The organism is Streptomyces sp. NPDC001848, assembly GCF_042891915.1.
GTDB lineage: Bacteria > Actinomycetota > Actinomycetes > Streptomycetales > Streptomycetaceae > Streptomyces.
Genome location: NZ_JBIATP010000019.1, coordinates 67,141 through 83,846 on the forward strand (window position 1 = coordinate 67,141; position 16,706 = coordinate 83,846).

Below are 16,706 nucleotides of genomic sequence, written 5' to 3' on the forward strand. Positions count from 1 at the left end.
GCCTCGGCGGGCGCCGGAGCTGGCGCGTCTGGTTCGGGCCGGCCTGCTGCGCCACCTGCTTGGCGTCAAACAAGATCTTCGCCCTTGACGGCGGGCTCCGGTTCAAGCCGCGGAGCGGTGCTGCGGTGCAGGCGGCGCATCGCAAGTCCTGCGGGACTCAGTTTTCGTACCAGGTGCTCATGCGGCTGGCGACATAAGCGGTGTGGAGCGCGAGTGCGTCGCTCAGCGAACGTGCTTCATCTTCTTGGAAGTAGGCATCCAGGAGTCCATAGAGCGGTGCGTTAAGGGACAGCCGTTCCTGCACATGCCGCGTGGGGCGATAGTGGACCAGGGTGTTCCTGAACCCTCCGTGGGCCTGCAGGATCAGGTTGCTTATCGGGGCCTCGAGGATTTCCTTCAGCAGCGCTCGATCCGGCGGGCGGAGCTCGGCTCCGTACTGTTCGTCGAGCTTGCGGAGGCTAGAGAGCACGTGGTGAAGGGTGATGTAGCGCAGCTTCCACAGAGTGATCGCCGAGGATTGGCTGGTGTCGTCGGCGAGGAGGACATCAACGGTGTTCAGCGCGCAGGTCATGGCCGTCAGGGATGCCTTGATTTCCTCTCGGAGGGCGGGGTCGAAGCTTCGTCGGTAGTGCTTCTCGGCACGCACTTTGTTCTCGGTTAGGTCCGTTTTCTGCATGGCGTCGAGGAAAGTCTGCCCTTGCCAGGGCAGACCTTCTGCCGCGGCGGCAATGTAGCTGCCCTGTTCCACGGCGATGGCATGAAGTTCGGGGCCCAGCGCGTCGAGGTTCTTGAAGGCCTGCGGAGGGAAGGCGAGGAAGAAGCTCGCTGTGTGCGAGGTCGAGACGAGCCTGCCGCGAAAGCGCCACAGGACGAGGTCCCTCTCCAGCGGCCGGGCCAGCGGCAGCCAGGTGTTGTTGAGGAACTCCTGACGGTGTTCCTCGATGATGCGCCGGAAGTCGGTGCCGACGTCGTCCAGTTCCTTGTACTTGTCGTCGTAGAGCTTGACCGAGTGCCGGGCGCGCTCGATGGCGCGAGCGCAGTCGTAGGTGAGTGCGTCCGCAAGGTCGGGAGCGACGTGGCGAAGTGCCCGGTGGGACTCGTGGATGATCAGGCACATGTAGTTGTGCATGCAGAAGATCGGAATGACAGCCTGGTCCGGGGCGGCGGTGACGCTGTGGGCGAAGCGTCGCAGGAACATGATGTCCTGCGCGATCAGTGCCAGGGCGATGTCGTTACCGGGGGCGCTGGTCGTCACGGCTGTGCTCTTCTCCAGGTGCTGGGGGCGAGTGTCGCCTCCTGTCGTACGGCACTGGCCCCGACCTGGTGTCGGCACAAGGAGTCGGGCAGTCGCTCAAGGCATCGTGTCACCAGTCTGTGCCGGCACACATCAGGTTTTGAGTCCGGCGACCAGCGCGGAGTCGGAAGCAAGTGCAGCCGAGCGGCGAACGTGCCGTACAGGTAGGAACGGCCGGTGCTATGGCCGCAGCGGTGAGGTCCCGGACCCTGCTCGGCTCTATTCGTCACGCGCGATCCGCGAGCACCTGCGCAAGCGCCGCCTCCGGGCGGTGATTCTGGTCCCGGCCGACCAGCGGGGCCACCGGCTGCGTCGAGGCAGCCGGGGCGGCAGACCACCGGCTTTTGACCGCGAGACGTACAAACAGCTCAACACGGTTGCGGGCCACCGGCCAGGCAGCCTAAATCCTGCGTTAGATGCGGCCTGTGAGCTGTTGCTCCCAGCCTTCCTCCAGCATGACAGCGATTGAGCTGATCCGTTCCAGCGCTTCGTATGCCATGTTGTCGTCGAAGGTCCATGCGGGCGACCGGTTGTGCTCCGTGCGGTCGACGTCGAGAAGACGGTGTGCGAACGCATTGCGTCGGCTCTTCAGCCATGAGACGTGCTCAAGGAATTGCTTTGCATCGAACGCTGCCTGCCACCGTGTCGCCAGTTCGTCTGCCTTCCGCGTGAGCCCGGCCCTGTGAAGGCGATCGTCCGCGAGCCGGTCCAGCATTTGGTTCATAAGCGACTCGAGGACGGCGGCTGCCGCCACGACGATGATGCCGGCGCCGATGTGCCGTGTTTCCGAATCGAGAGCGGCTATCGACTCGTCGAGGAGCAGGTCGCCCTCCCCCTCCCAGCCAGGGACACGGTGAGAACCGCTGGTGGGCGCCGACGTGGATGATGCCGTACGTCATGTCTTGCGGACGGCGCTGGTGAAGCCAGCGACGAAGAGGGTAGTGAACGCCCACGCTAGAACTTGCAGGAGCCAGCCGGCGGTGGTGAGCGCTTGCCCAGCGATTGTATTCGTAACGGCGCAGGTTCCGGTTGCGACTTTGACAAGCGGCAGCGAGACGTTGAGACCAAACCCGACCTGGTCGAGGGATGAGCAGCTGCCGGAAGAGGCGGCGGTGCCGCTGACGTGTGCCAGGGCACCGTGCATGCCGAGGATCAGCGACAGCACGATGGCGCTGGCGACCGTGCCGAGCAATCCGATCAGAGCTCTCCAGGGTTGGTATCCGTAGCCCAGGGTGAGGCCTGTAACACGACCCCAGGTGCGCTCGGACCGGCTGGTGACGACGCGGTCAAGCTGGTCGCGGCGCTGGGCCATGAGGATCGTACGCACTTCACGGTCGTGACCAGAAGCCCGGTGAACGGTCGCGAAGTGCTGATAAGGCTGCGCCGCATAGGCGGGGGTCGCCTCGCGTAGCAGGCTGAGCCATTCCTGGACGTCCGTTCGCTGCGGTGGGCCAATGTAAGTGAGGCCCTCCAGGCGCAGGAACAAATCTGGGTTGCGCACGTTTGTGATGAGCGAAGGGTCGTAGATGAGCGGGCCGTCGACGCTGGCGTTGGTGAGATCGAGGACTACTCCATGACCTCCGCCTGTGGCGCGGAAGCCAGTGGAGGCACCAGTGCCAGCCAGGAGGAGGAGCAGTCCGACGTGCAGATCCTGGGCCATCAGTGCGGGCCCGCTGTGGTTACGCAAGGAGGCCCCGGAACAATCTACTTGCCCTCCGACGCGGGCTCCGACGAGGCAGATCGCTCCTAGTTCGCCGTCGCCGTAGGCCGTGAAGTCGTCGAGAAGACGGAAGCCCTGCTCGATGTTCGCCATCTCCGCCCGTAGGGCGGGACCGCTCTTGTTGCGCAGCGCGGTGCGCGCGCAGATCAGTTGGCCGCCGATCCGTGCGCCGTTCAGGTGGACCGCGCCCTTCCCACCGCTGCCGCTGGCGCGGGTCCGTTCGAGCTTGAGATCGTTCATCACCTGCAGGTAGTCACCGGACAGAGCGGGGCCGGTCTTGTTGCGCAGCCTCGCGCGCGAGGCGTTGAGTTGGCCGCCGATGCGGGCGCCGAAGAGTTGAAGGGCCCCCTGATCACCACGCCCGGACGCATGGAATTCTTGATTGAGCCAGACGTCGCCGCCAACCTGCAGCCGGTCGGCGATCAAGGCTGGTCCCGAATCGTTGGCCAGTCGGGCGCCGCAGCAGATCAGGTCGCCGACGATGTCGGCGACCGGGAGTCGGACAGTGCCTCGCTTACCGCTGCCTGTCGCTTTGAACCCGTCATCGAAGCGTGCAACGGTGGCCACGTGGATCCCGTCCGCGTAGAGGGCTGGCCCCGAATCATTGACCAGGCGGGCCCCCGAGCACAATAGCTCGCCGCCGATCCGAGCGTTTATCAGTCGAAGCGTGCCTATCTCACCACTACCCTTCGCAAAGAATCCCTCGGTGAGGTGAGCGTGGCCCTCAACGTTCATCGCCTCAGCTACCAGCGCCGGCCCGGTTCGGTTGATCAGGCGCGCACCGAAGCAGATAAGTGATCCAATTTTGGCCCCGGACAGGCGCATGACTCCGAGTTCGCCAGCACCTTGTCCCTCAAATGCGTCGAACCAAGCCTCATGTCCGATCCGGGCGTTGTCTGCTTTCAGGCCCGGTCCGGAAACATTGGCGAGGCGTGCCGAGGAACATGACAGCCGACTCGTGATCTGGACGCCATACAGCGATACTGCTCCGGCCGTTCCGGTTCCGGAGGCTTCGAACCCGTCGTCGAGTCCTACGTCGTCGGCTTGCAGGTGACCCGCGACCAGGGCGGGACCAGCGGGGTTGGTGATGCGGGCACCGGAGCAGACGAGACCCAGGAGTTTGGCGTAGCTCAGTGTCACTGCGCCGCGTTCGGTGTTTGCCGTGATTACCGATTCGGCCAGGCCGACTCCACGTGCGACCAGGCCGGCGGCGTCGACGGCGGGTTCGGTCGGGTGAGTCACGCAGCATGCAGTGAGCATGAGATCGGACAGGTGTGCGCCGCTCGCACATAGGCCCTCGTCCAGGAGGCATGCTTCAAGATCGAGGTTGACCGCTGTGGTGAGGTCTTCCAGATCGATGCGCCCAGAGATCACGGCTCCGCGTAAGCGGAGGCCATGGGGATCGGGATCCGGAGCAAGGCGCCCGCGAAGGATGTCGCGAATGACACGAGCGCGCACGTAACGTTCAGATCCCCACGTGCGCATAGCGGCCTCGTCGATAGGATCGGCACCAGCCAGGTCCAGAACTTCTCCGGCTGCTACGTGCTCTATCAGCGCTTGCTCGGTCGGGGTTAAGGTCAAACCCGGTTCAGCGACCACGGCAGGAGGTTAGGGCTGCGCCCCGGCTGAGGCGAGAGCCGTTATGAGGCTGTTATCACCCGAGACGTGCCTCCAAGTCGCTGCATCAAGGTGACTTGACCCGATGTCCCATACGTCGGAGCGACTGGGTTGCGCGGTGGGAGGGCGCCATTTTTCCGCAGGTCTGTCCCGGCTGGGAGCCGGGGGCGCCTGCTCGAGGGGGTCCAGACGTCCAGATCTGCAGGTGCCGTGCCCGCACCCACCGGAGCGCCTTCTACCCGCTCGCCGAACGGGTCGCTCCTTCCCCGCCTCAAGCCCCGACCCTGCTGCACCACATTCACCCTGCTTTGATCAGGTGCACATGGCAAGACTCCGCCACACCCTCCCGGCTCAGTAGTAGAACTCCAGGTAGTCGATGCGGTCGAGACTAACCGTTTCGGTCGTGTGTGCCGGCCGGTTTCGGTGGAAGTAGCAGACGCTGAGGGCGTCGTTGAGAATGGCACGCAGCTCCGCTTCCGGGGCGTCGTGGTGCCTGGCCGTGAACAGAGCTTCGGGATAGGGGGCTTGCATGCTCAGGGTCAGAAAGCGCAGGCGGGGATCGTCACTTGATCCGGCGGCTGCGGTGAATCCCAGCCATGCGCGGAAGCTGAGCATCATCTGGCCGCCGTTGGCGAGGATGGTGTCGTGTGCTCGGCGACGCACGCGGGGCTGCCAGAGGCGGATGACTTCGCGCTCCACGCTCTGGTACAGGGGGTGGTCAGTCGGTATCTGCCCGGTCTCACGTAATGCCTTGAGGTCCGCGGTGTTCGCTTGGAGCAGTTGGGCAAGAGTGGCCGTGTCGTGTCGGGTCTGTTTGCGGAGGTAGGTCAGCCGAGCGCGTGTGGAACGGGGCGGCGTGCGCGTCCAGTGGCGGGAGTCTGCTCGGTCGAGGGCTTCTTGGACTGTGTCGGCGCTCAGACGCAGAGACAAGGCAGGCAGCTTTCGTCGCGGAGATGGCCAGTTTGTTCGGTGCTGTCGGCAGGCGCTGGCACGATCGCCGGATGGGCATCAACGAGCCGGTCGCGCCGCTGCCGCGGCGTGCGGTGATGGTACGGGGCGAGACGGTCGCGTCATACCTGTGGCGGCTAGCGGAACGCAACGGAATGTCCTTCGAAGAGCTGGCCCAGCACATCGGCGCACCAAGAACGATCAGGCCGGCGGACCCGAGGATTGAGGAAGTGCGTCTGGGGCCGGTGGCGCGCCAGCGGCTGGCGGAGGCCAGCGGGCGGCCGGTCGGGCAACTGGCGCAGGCGCTGGTGTCGTTGGACGACAGCCGGATCAGCGCCCGGGCACGCCACCAGGTGCAGATGGTGTCCTGGCCTGAAGGGCGATTGCCGGTGCAGGCCTGTGCGCTGTGTGCGGCGGGACGCAGTGAGCGGCCGGTGTGGCGGGTGCCCTCGGAGCGCTGGGCGGTGTGTGTCCGCCACGGGCGGTGGACCGCGACGGACCAGGGCCACTTCCAGATCGGGCTGGAACAGTTGCCCGAGGTGGTGGACGCCCACGTGCGGCGGATACGGCTGGAGCGCCGCACGGGCCCGTATACGCGGGCGCTGATGGCGGACGCGCAGCAGGTGGCGGTGTATTGGTGGCAGTGCCGTCAGATGGCCTGGCGGGGGTTGTGGCGGAAGCGGCAGGAGATCTTGGGGGTGGATCGTTCGGCGCTGTGGGCGGTACCGCTGGTGGTGTATCCGGAAGCGGTCACCGTGGCGGAGGCGATGGCCGTGCGCGAGCGCCAACGCGCGGTGGGGCGCAGTTTCGCGGGCGGCCCGGCGGGCTGGTCGACGGGCCGCTGGACGGCGTGGGTGGGCGAACGGCTCGGTATGCGCGAGGAGATGGCCGACGGCGGGCATCGCGGGCTGGAGGCGTGGCTGATGGCGCACCGCAATACGCTGCCGGTTGTGACACGGCTGGCGCAGCAGGAGGAGCGGGCGGTGCCGCGCAGTGTGCCGTTGCCGCTGCTGGAGCCGCATCGGACGATTCCTCTGCACGGGCCTCTGGAGGAGGCGTCGTGCCTGCCGTGGCGGCTGGGCTCACCCATGACGAGCACGTCGTGGGGCTGGCCGGGCGGGATGGGCAGGGGGGCGGCGGGACCGTAACCGTGGTTACCCGCCCCGCGTTGGCTGTACATGGACGACGATCTCCTGGACGCCGACTTCGCCATGGAACTGCCCGAGCCGCGCCTGGCCTTGTTCACGCTGTCGGAGGCGCACGAGCTGTTGGATGTGCTGCACCACTTCGGCGCGGCAGATCACGACTGGGGTGCACAGGCCCGCCGCTTCGCCGCAGAGTTGGCAGCCCGCGTGCCGTCACGGGATGTCTGAAGGGATCCGCTTTGCGCTCTACGGTTCGTCTCCCTGTTCCTGATTCTTGGGGTGGTACGCGGCGCGTTCGGTTTCCTGTTGCGTGCGGAACTGCTCGTTCCAGAGGGTAGCCAGTGCGCCCAGGGCGTCGCTGACCATGCTGCGGATCGGGTGGCGGCAGCAGGTTCGCACGTTGCGACTTTGTACGGCCGTCACGGCGCCGGGTGCCTGGGTCAGGCGCGGGAGTCTTTGATGTAGCGGGCCGGGTTGAGGCCCTGGGTGTGCTGGTGCTGGTACCAGTCCATGGTCCGGATGCCTTCCTCCTTGGCAAAGCCGGGGTTGACGCCTAGCCGCAGGAGGCCGGGCATGCCTTGCTGGTCAGGTGCTGTCGGGACGACGTCGAGAGCGGTGGGCATGTGAGCTGGGTAGAGGGCGCAGTCGGAGAGCACGGCGAGCGGGTAGCGGCCTGTTTCTTCGGCCATCTTGCGCATTTTGCGGTGCAGGGTGACGCGGGCGCGGGAGACGACGGCAGCACGGATGTCGGGGCGCCAGGTCGGTTTGTTCAGGGCGGGCCAGCGTGTGTAAGGGGCGGTGATATCGCGTGGTCCTTCGCGGAGTTTGCCGAGTCCGCCTTTGGCGGTGGCTTTGATAGCCGCGAGCAGGCCGAGCAGGGCAGGGTCGGCCGTGGCGAGACTCTTCATGGCGGCGAGGTAGTCAGCCTGGGGAATTTTCTCGTGCACGCCGAGGTCGGCCATGGTGGCGAGGTAGGCGTTGCGGATCCGTTCGTACCAGGAGGTGAGGTAGGGGCCGTGATCGTCACGTAGGTAGGCCTCGATCGGGCGGACCTCGATCTCCAGTTCCTGGGCGTAATCCAGGGTGGGCGTGGTGTACCACGCCGGTCCGGTCGGGGCCTGTCCGGTGGCGGTGAAGGGTGAGGGCAGGCGCGGGTCCAGTGCGGCGTGGGTGAGATCGCAGAACCACGCACCGGGGATCTTCTTGTCGAAGGTGGGCGCGAGGACGTGGCGGGGCGGGGAGTTGAGGCCTACGGACAGGCCGGAGGAGGCGGCGGCGAAGGCCAGGTTGGTGTCGAGCCCGACGACGTGGGGGAATTCGGCCGTCTCCTGGTCGCTGGGCGGGCGGCTCCAGTCCCAGGCTTCCTCCTCCATGGCCTGCCCGGGCAGGCGGCCCCGGGCGAGCGGATGGGCATCGGGGGCCTCGGGTGGCGCAGGTTCCAGGATCGTGTGCAGGCCACGGGGGTTGGGCTCGCCCCCGCCGCCCGGAGCGCGGCGTGGTCTGGTCGGCGGCCTCAGGGCGGTCATAAGTTCCTCGCCGCACACGGCGGTGGAGCCGCGGGGGGTCAGCAGCCGGTCGGTGTAGGTGCCCAGCACGCGGGCGAGGTCGGTCGGCGGCAACGGTGGAAGGTTCCAGCCGTCCTGGGACAGGGCTCCCCATGCGGTGATGGCCAGTTGTATGGAGGCGCGCTTGTTGTTCGTGACAGGCCGATAGACGCGGGGCCAGGGACCGAAGCCGCGGCGGGTGAGGCTGAAGCCTGCCTGCTGGAGTTGGGTGATGACCGGATGGGAGTCGGCAAGACGCAGACGGGCGCGGTCGTCGAGGGCGGCCGGGAGGTGCAGGGCTGCACTGGCCGCGGGTGTCAGGACGATGAGTGGGTCGCAGTCGCTGTCGCGGCCTTGCGTGGATAGCTTGTCCCGGCGCAGGCCGCTGCGCAGTGTCCACTGCAGCAGAGAGACGAGGTCGCCGGCGTCCAGCGGCAGTTGGGAGCCGTTGGTGAAGTGGGCGGTGAGGGTGGCGGCGTGGTCGATGACGGCCAGCGGTCCGGTGGGCTTAACAGTCTGAGAAAGTGCGGTTCGGCTGCGCGGTGTGGATGCCACGGGGGTGGTGGCGGGAAAGAGTGACGGCTGCTCGGCCTTCTTGCCGGCTCTCGAGGGTGGTGTGGGAGTCGGCTCTTGACGGGCCGGCCTGTCCTGATCTTCTGGCCTCTGCAGGTATTTGAGGCCCTGAAGGAGGCGCGCGTAGGCGGCGCGGCGCGCGGCGCGCGGCTCCTGGGTTCCGGTTTCCCAGGCTGCGATGTCCTCGGCCGGGCAGCCGAGTGCATCGGCTATCTGGTCTGTGGACAGACCGGCGGCCTTGCGCAGCCGTGCCCGTTCGAGGGGCGGAGGCAGGGGTACGCGCTGCGCCGAGAGGTCTGCGAGGAGCTCATCCACGCGCGCAAAGAGTTCGGCTTCGTCACCGTGGTCTGCTGGCACACGCCGAATCTGTCAGGCTTCCGTGCCATGCCCGTCGGATTCTCGTCATCGCGGGTCGGTGTGCTGGGAGTGGCTCGATACCTGAGGCCGGCCGGACGAACGACCCTATCCGGGGGCAAAAGGTGGCCTCGGTCGAGCGCGCCCTGCGGGAGATGCTCCACCATGTTGCGGACCGTCATGCCTGTTGAACCTGGACGGCAGCGGTTGTTGCCGGCGCTTCTACGGTCTGGATGGCGGATTACGGATCATGTAGCGGCCGCCCTGCACTAGAGTCAACTCCCCTGCTGCTGTAGGGGTTGCCCTCCTCAGTAGCGGTGACTTCCCCGTCGGCTGCAGGGCTCGGATAGGAAGCGGGAATTACGGTGGCTGTCGCATTGGAGGTCGTCCACCGGACCGAAGACGGCAGCAGGAGCGTCACGGTCCCTGTGGCCCAGGCGGGTGCGGTGCCGCTGACTCGCCGGGGTGAGGCGTGGAAGCCGGTCCGGCATCCATCGCAGCGCAGTATCGCCACCTGGTGGTGGGCGGCGACGACGGGCAGGCATGTGGGCTGCCGGTCGATGAACGTGCTGGCGGTGGCCATGCTGCTGGACTTCGATCCGTCAGTGACGGAGCTCACCGCATGGCCCGCGAAGATCAAGTGGCGGACGCGGGGCCGGGAACGCAGTGTGGTACCGGACTTCTTCGTCCGCACCGCTCAGGGTACGACACTGGTTGTGGCCTGTCCCCCGGCGAGCGGACCGAGCCCGCGGTGGCAGAGCCAGCAGCAGGTACTGCGCCAGGCCTGCCAGGAGGCAGGCTGGGAGCTGGGCATGCCGCGGATTCCGGCGCCGATGGCGCTGGCGAATCTGCGGTGGGTTTCCCGCTACCGGCATCCCCGCTTCGGTGACCGGGACGTCGAGCAGGCGTTGAAGGCCGCGTTCCGCACGCCGCGTGCACTGGAAGAGGGAGTGCGGGCCACGGGACTGCCGCGGCTGTCGACGCTGCCGCGCCTGTATCACCTGCTGTGGCGTCGGGAACTGGCCATGGAGTGGAACCGGGCCATGGGGCCGGACAGCGTGATCAGTGTGTCGGGCCGGTTGCCGTCGGCGATGCACCGCCCAGTGCAGAGGGATGCGGTGTGAACGAGGTACTCACCGCGCGGCCACGGGTGTCGGGGCTGGCGCCGCGCGGCATTGTGGCACCCGGGGACCGGGTGCGGTGGATGGGTGAGCAGTACACCGTGTCGGCCCTGTCGGGCACGACGGTGCATCTGGCCCCCGCCCCGGGCAGCGCGGCGCCCTCGATCGCGGCGGCGATTCAGTTCCTGGCCGTGGCCGAGGACTTCGCCGTGCTCGACGAGACGGGCCTGCCCCTGGCGGCCGCCCCGTTCCCGAACTGGGCCATGCTGGAGGGCGTCAGTCCCGACTGCGCCCGGGATGCGCGGATCTGGCAGCGGCACGTCATCGAGGTCGACACCGGCCTTCTGCCCGATGTGCCCGAGGGCAGCAGACCGCGCGAGGGCTACGACCCCGACCGGTTCACGTTGGTCGAGCGCTACCAGCGCAAGGCCGCCGAACTGAGCGCCGTGCTCGGCTGGAAGGTGTCGTGGAAGACGGTCCAGCGCAAGCGGCTGGCCTTCAAGCAGGACGGCATCTGGGGGCTGGTCGACAAGCGGTGCACCCGCAAAAGCACTCTGCACGGGCGCACCGACTCACGAGTCGTGGACCTGCTGCTGGCCCTGTACGAACGCCAGGCGAAGGAGCAGGCCGCCACCGACGCGCGCACCCTGTTCAAGAACCTGCGGCGCGCCGCACGGGCCCGTCTGGGCCCCGCGGTGAAGGTGCCGGCCGATGCGACCCTGTATGCGTTGCTGAAACGGCTGGGCATCGACGCGCTGCAGCTGCGGGACCCCACCCGGCGCCGCAGGGACCGGCTCAACCGCCCGGCGCCGCCATTCGGGGTGACCACCGCCACCGCCCCGGGCGAGTTGGTGCAGATCGACTCCACGGCGCTGGATGTGAAGGTGCTGGGCGATGACGGGCGGCCCACACAGGTGGAGCTGACGGCGGCCATCGATGTTTTCACCCGCAGCATCATCGCCGCCGTGCTGCGGCCCAAGACCCCGGGCCGGCGCAAGACCCGGCAGCAGACCCGGGCGCTGCTGAGCACCGGCACCAGTAAGGGGCGAGCCACCAAGGCAGTGGACGCCTCGCTGCTGCTGGCGCTGTGCATGGTGCCGGCTCCGATGCGGCCCGGCTTTGATGCGGCGGCCTCCGCGGCCCGTTCGGATCTGCCGTATGAGGAGCTGCTGGAGGTTGATGCGCGGATGGAGCACGCCGCGGCCCGGCCTGTGATCATGCCGGAGACGATCGTGATCGACCATGGCTCGGTCTTCGCCGGGCAGACCTTCTTCGACGCCTGTTCCTACCTCGGCATCTCCGTGCGTCCGGCGCGCAAGCGCACCCCGACGGACAAGGCGATCGTCGAGCGGACCTTCGAGTCGATCAAGTCGCTGTTCAGCCAGCACGTCAACTCCTACACCGGGCGGGACTTCAGCCGCCGCGGCAAGGAGACCGATCCCGACCGGCTATGGACCCTGCAGGAACTCGACGACCTGCTGCAGCAGTGGATCGCGGTCGGCTGGCAGGCACGGCCGCACGAGGAACTGCGCAACCCCTACGAACCGAACCTGCCGCCGCTGACACCGAACCAGGTGTATGCCGCGGGCGTGCAGGCGGCTGGTTACGTGCCGATCCCGCTGGGATTCAAGGACTACCTGCAGCTGCTGCCCACCGCCTGGGTCGGCGTCCGCGACGACGGCATCCGCTTCAGGAACCGCACCTACGACAACTACAAGGGGGAGCTGGAGGAGGTCCGGAATAAGCCGTCGGGGCTGAAGGGCAAGAAACGCGACGGGTGGGAGCTGCGCTACAACCCCTATACCCCGGAGCAGGTATGGCTACGTGATCACCGCAGCGGTGAGTTGATCACTGCGGTCTTCAAGCACCAGCACTTGATCGGCGCCCCGTGGACGCAGCACTTGTGGGAGACCGCCACCGCCGAGCATGTGGCGCGCGGCGGCCGCCACACCGACGACGAGAACATCGCCCAGGTCCTGGCCGAGCTGCTGGAGCGGGCCGGACGCGGCCCGGACGAACCCGGTGTGGTGAGCGTGCCCGACGGCTACGGGCCCCTGCCCGGGCTGGAAGCGGGGTGGGCGCCGCCCGGTGAAGGCGACTTCGATCCGTTCGCCGGTGCGGCCGCGCTCGACCTGGACACGCTGGGCCCCCTGACGGTGCTGGCGCTCGACGAGACGAGCCTGTACGCCCCCGATGCCCCGCCCCTCCCGGAAGCAGCCGACCCCGGTCCCGCAGCCGGTAGTGACGGCCCTGGCCCGGGCCGTGGGGACACCGAAGAGGTCTCGCTCTGGGCGGACCTGGACGGCCTGGAGGACGGCTTGGATGCCGATGCGCGTCTGCTGCTGGACCTGCCTACCGAAAAACCCGAGCCCCCACAGGAGGACGTGTGATGATGCAGCCGCCAGATCTCCAGGATGACGACATCCGTCTGCTGGTCGACTCCCCCGCCCCCACGCCGGTGTTCACCACGCCCCGGCCGCTGTGGCTCAACACCCTGACTAACTGGCGGACCTTCGCCGCGCTGGATCGCACCCGGCCAGACCTGGCGGACAGTCCACCGGCGGGCACGGACGTCGCTGACAATGACCTGCGGCTGCGCTATCACGCCCTGATGCCGACCATCGTCACCCCCGCCATCGGCCGTGCTCTGGTCGTCGTTCACGATCACCTGCTGTCCAACCGCGAACGCACCCACGGCAAGACCGGCGTCATCATCGAGGGCCCCCGGGGCACCGGCAAGACCGAGATCCTGCAGTACATCGGCCGCCACTACGAAAACAAGATCGCCCGCCTGTACGAGCCGGACGAGAACCGCATCCCGGTGATCGCCCTGCGCGTGCCGCCCCTGGCCCGAGGCGGGCGGCGGAACTGGCCGGCCGCCTTCGCCTCCTTCCTCGGCCTCAAGCACGACGGCGGTACCGACCCCACCCGCTCCATCTGCCACGTGATGCGCAACAGCTCCACCCTGCTCGTCCTCATCGACGGCATCGAGCAGCTACGGGCCGGCACGGACGCCGAGGAGTCGTTCGCCTACCTGGAAGAAATCAGTGAAAGCACCGGCGCCACCTTCGTCTTCGCTGGACGCGCCGCCCGTTCCATCGTCGATCCTCTCACCCGTGCCCGAGAGACCGTCCTGGCCGACAACGAGGAGATCTGGGGCGACTACGCCGGTCTACGCACCAGCCGGATCGGCTACGACGAGGACGGACACAAGCTGTTCACGAAGATCGTCCGCAAGTTCGACGAGAACCTGTGCCTGCGCAACCACCAGCCGGACGACCTGACCAGCCTGCACGAATACCTGCACCGTCGCAGCAAGGGCTACCTGCGGGCCCTGTCCCAGCTCATCAGCCAAGGCGCCCAGAAAGCGATCTGGACCAAGAAGGAACGCATCACCGAGGAACTGCTGGAATCCCTGACCATCGGCCGCAGCCGCACCATCTGACACCGCTCACAACCGCCCGGGCAGACAAACAGCCCAGGGCGCGGACTCTGGTCACAGTTCAACCAGCAAGGGAAGAACAGCGTGCGCACGGCACTGTGGACGCGATGATGGCGGCATGTCCGATTCCAGTGCGGCGCCTGGTCCGCAGCAGCAGCCGCAGCCGCAGCCGCAGCCGGTGCAGATTCCTGAACGCGCGCACGCGGTAGGGCCAGGCTGGCGGCAGTTGCTCGACCGTCTGCACGAGCGGATCCACGCGATCGCCCCCGGCTACCGCCTCGTCGATCTCACGGAAAAGCTTGGCGGCCTGCGCCTGCATGCAGAGAATCCGAAAGCAGGCACCAGCGACACGCTGCGCCTCCTGATCGACTCCGCCGTGGCGGAGTCGATACGCACCTGCGAGTTCTGCGGCGCGCCGGGCCACATCCGTACCCGTAACGACAGCCCGGGGGGATGGCGCAAGGCCGTGTGCGATACCTGCCACAGTGCCTGGTCCACCCACCGTCTCATGATCGTTCACGGTGCGGTGCGCACCCATAAGTGCTGACAGACGCGATCGACCAGTGGCACGCCGGGGGCGTGGCATCCATGCGCCGAACTGTTGGGTTTCCTGACACAGCGATCGGCTCATCAACCCGGTGCTCCTACGGGGACTGCACCCGGCGAAAGTGAAGACACGGTGTCGCGCCTGAGATCCTGATGTCATGACGACGCCTGAGATCTACACCGTGCGCCTGCCCCTGGCCTCGTATTGCGAGGGATGCAAGGCAGCTGTGGCGGTCAAGGGGAAGGGCGACTGCCCGACGTGTGGCAATCCTCTGCCGGCAGAGCAAGTAGACCTGGTTCGGCGTGCGGTTAAGGCTCGCCGTAGCGCCTTCAAAGCCGGACTTCTCCGGCTGGATCAGCGCGTGTCCGCGACAGCTGACCAACTCGACCAGTTCGCCACGCGCGGAGTCCCCTTGGACGAGGACGCTCATCGGGATCAAGTGCTCCTTCCTGCCCTCCAAAGGCTGGGCGGCAAGTCCAGGGTGAAAGAGCTGCTTGGGAGTCGTCCTTGGGACCCCCAAGAGCAAGGGACCATCGCTGATTTCACGGAACTGGTCAAGGAGATCGACGCAGGCAGGGAGCTGGTCGAGTCTCTGCGCGACGCCCTTCCGCCGCTCACGTTGCGTGCAGTCCACCGCGAACTGGTGCGTGCGGCGCTGGCCATGGTCAGAGGGCAGACCACAATGGCCATGACGATCACAGCCGTAGACCTCGAGGAAGCGCGACAGAAGATGGCGGAGGGAGAGGCGTGGTTTGACCGAGCGGCTCGCCACGCCGGTCGAATCGCTTCACTGATCCGGATCATCAGTGACTCTCCCGCCGACGGTCCGATCCAGGCCAGCGGCTCGATCAACTACGCTGCGGCAGCATGGGCGAGTGTTGGCTGCAAGGTCACCTCGATCGCTTCTGCCGCAGACTTGGTCCGAGACGCATTCGCTGACATTCCAGGGGTAGCCAGCGCCGCTGACGAGCACGTCATCGGCCTCCTGCCCGTCCTTGCCATGAGCTCGAGGGCAGTTGACTTCGAACTGCTCGTCGCGCGGGCGCAGCAACTCAGGGCAGCACTCGACATAGCCGACACCAGTGGGGCCTGGATCGCGGATCACGCGCTGCTCGTGGAACGCGTCCTCTCGTCTATCGAGCGGATAGAGGACGAGGCCGAGAGGCTGAACCGCGAATGGCGGCACGGCCTTCCCCGTCATCACGTCGCAAGAAGCCTCACAGAAGTCTATCGCGAGCTTGTCGAGGGCGCCTTGTGCGACCTCGGCAGCGTGCTCCTGGCCGCCGCCAGGGCCAGCCGGCAGGAGCCCAACGGCGTCTACGAATTTGCCACGGTTGAAGCAGTCAAGGCCGGCGAGATCGTCAGCGAGTTCCTTCGTCTCGGCCCGCCGTGCGCCAGCAGTATCGACATGCTCTACCGCAACGCCAGCGCACACGCCTCCGTGACCGTCACCGACACAGGAATCACCGCCACCCAGAAGGAAATCCGCGATGGGCGGGTCGTCTCAAGCAAGATCGTGTCGCTGACAGACGACGAGTTCGGCGAGGAACTCCTGGCACTGCACGAGATGCTCCTGGCCCTTCATCTCGCTATCTGGCCGTGGATGACTGGCCACACCGACCCCAACATGTCAGCTGCCGTCCAGGCCGCCCGACCCTCCCGGCGCCAATACGATCAGACACTGGCCCTGTTGGCCGGCATCGCCGGCTTCAGTGACGTCACCATCACCATAGCCCGGGGGCAGATGATGATCTCCGCCACCGCGCCAACAATGCCGACAGGCACCGCCGAGGTCGCTCTCCTCTCGGTCGCATACGGCTCCTTCGGGACTCAACCAGTACCAACCTCGGTGACCATCCAGCTGAAGGATCGCCAACCCGTCACTTTCTCCCGAGAAGAGTTCACCGAAGGGATGGAGCCGAGCGGGCTGCCCCAAACGCCCGTGCTTCTCAGCTTCATCACAGCTAAGTGGCTTATCGGCAGCATCGGCCTGCTCACCCCTCGAGACCAGGCAACCTATGTCACCGTTCCCCTTGCCGATCTTCATAGGCGCTGCGCCGAGCTCATCCCGAGTGATCGGCATGGCGCCCTGCACGCCCTCGACCGCACGCTGCAGCGCCTTGACGAAGTACTCCCTTTGCACCTCCGTTCCCCTCTCACCGTCGAGGCAGTACACCAAATTGAATTCATGGTCGACTTTCTCCGAGAACTTCCGAGTGGACCAGTGTCACCAGGCGAAGCCGCGGAAGCCAGCGCAAGAGCACATCGAGCGGCCAACTCCATTGCTGTAGCCCACGGAATCGGCGAACGCGCGCGGGCGGTGCGAGATGCCCCCGGAGCTCCTTCGTAGGACCCGGCGAGGGAGACGGCAACTGATCCTCTCGCGGCCCCATCCCGGCGC

Annotated in this window: 12 protein-coding genes; 7 read left to right on the plus strand and 5 right to left on the minus strand. The window is 66.9% G+C overall.

The window, feature by feature from the left end; all coding sequences use genetic code 11:
- Positions 1 to 157: 157 nt before the first annotated feature.
- The 4 genes from ACFYZJ_RS32325 to tpg form a co-directional block, all read right to left on the minus strand.
- Positions 158 to 1,255, minus strand: a complete 1,098-nt coding sequence (locus tag ACFYZJ_RS32325; RefSeq protein ID WP_388573906.1) for a hypothetical protein — start codon at positions 1,253 to 1,255, stop codon at positions 158 to 160.
- A gap of 451 nt (positions 1,256 to 1,706) precedes the next feature.
- Positions 1,707 to 2,048, minus strand: coding sequence for a hypothetical protein (locus ACFYZJ_RS32330; protein ID WP_388573908.1), 342 nt, complete (start codon positions 2,046 to 2,048; stop codon positions 1,707 to 1,709).
- Between the two features lie 141 nt (positions 2,049 to 2,189).
- Positions 2,190 to 4,613 (minus strand): hypothetical protein, encoded by a 2,424-nt coding sequence (locus ACFYZJ_RS32335; protein ID WP_388573910.1) that lies wholly within the window; start codon positions 4,611 to 4,613, stop codon positions 2,190 to 2,192.
- 369 nt (positions 4,614 to 4,982) lie between these two features.
- Positions 4,983 to 5,561 (minus strand): telomere-protecting terminal protein Tpg, encoded by a 579-nt coding sequence (gene tpg, locus ACFYZJ_RS32340; RefSeq protein WP_388573911.1) that lies wholly within the window; start codon positions 5,559 to 5,561, stop codon positions 4,983 to 4,985.
- Positions 5,562 to 5,632: 71 nt separating this feature from the next.
- Between tpg and ACFYZJ_RS32345 the strand changes: the two genes are divergently transcribed.
- Both ACFYZJ_RS32345 and ACFYZJ_RS32350 read left to right on the plus strand, forming a co-directional pair.
- The gene (locus ACFYZJ_RS32345) at positions 5,633 to 6,727 is read left to right on the plus strand and encodes a TniQ family protein (protein WP_388573913.1); all 1,095 of its coding nucleotides are present in this window, start codon (positions 5,633 to 5,635) and stop codon (positions 6,725 to 6,727) included.
- A 30-nt stretch (positions 6,728 to 6,757) separates the two neighbouring features.
- A complete protein-coding gene (locus ACFYZJ_RS32350) occupies positions 6,758 to 6,952 on the plus strand; it encodes a hypothetical protein (RefSeq protein WP_388573915.1) in 195 nt (64 codons plus the stop codon).
- A 212-nt stretch (positions 6,953 to 7,164) separates the two neighbouring features.
- Here the strand turns inward: ACFYZJ_RS32350 and tap are convergent, their stop codons facing one another.
- The gene (tap, locus tag ACFYZJ_RS32355; RefSeq protein WP_388573917.1) at positions 7,165 to 9,198 is read right to left on the minus strand and encodes a telomere-associated protein Tap; all 2,034 of its coding nucleotides are present in this window, start codon (positions 9,196 to 9,198) and stop codon (positions 7,165 to 7,167) included.
- Positions 9,199 to 9,560: 362 nt separating this feature from the next.
- Here tap and ACFYZJ_RS32360 point away from each other — a divergent pair, with 362 nt between their 5' ends.
- From ACFYZJ_RS32360 to ACFYZJ_RS32380, 5 genes are all read left to right on the plus strand, one after another.
- Complete coding sequence (locus ACFYZJ_RS32360) at positions 9,561 to 10,319, plus strand: TnsA-like heteromeric transposase endonuclease subunit (RefSeq protein WP_388573919.1); 759 nt, start codon at positions 9,561 to 9,563, stop codon at positions 10,317 to 10,319.
- Positions 10,316 to 12,706, plus strand: coding sequence for an integrase (locus ACFYZJ_RS32365; protein WP_388573921.1), 2,391 nt, complete (start codon positions 10,316 to 10,318; stop codon positions 12,704 to 12,706). The genes ACFYZJ_RS32360 and ACFYZJ_RS32365 overlap by 4 nt, the downstream gene beginning before the upstream one ends.
- Positions 12,706 to 13,761 (plus strand): AAA family ATPase, encoded by a 1,056-nt coding sequence (locus ACFYZJ_RS32370; RefSeq protein WP_388573923.1) that lies wholly within the window; start codon positions 12,706 to 12,708, stop codon positions 13,759 to 13,761. Before ACFYZJ_RS32365 ends, ACFYZJ_RS32370 begins: the two co-directional genes overlap by 1 nt.
- Before the next feature lie 115 nt (positions 13,762 to 13,876).
- A complete protein-coding gene (locus ACFYZJ_RS32375; protein WP_388573925.1) occupies positions 13,877 to 14,305 on the plus strand; it encodes a hypothetical protein in 429 nt (142 codons plus the stop codon).
- A gap of 157 nt (positions 14,306 to 14,462) precedes the next feature.
- A complete protein-coding gene (locus ACFYZJ_RS32380; RefSeq protein ID WP_388573927.1) occupies positions 14,463 to 16,655 on the plus strand; it encodes a hypothetical protein in 2,193 nt (730 codons plus the stop codon).
- The last annotated feature ends 51 nt before the right edge of the window (positions 16,656 to 16,706 follow it).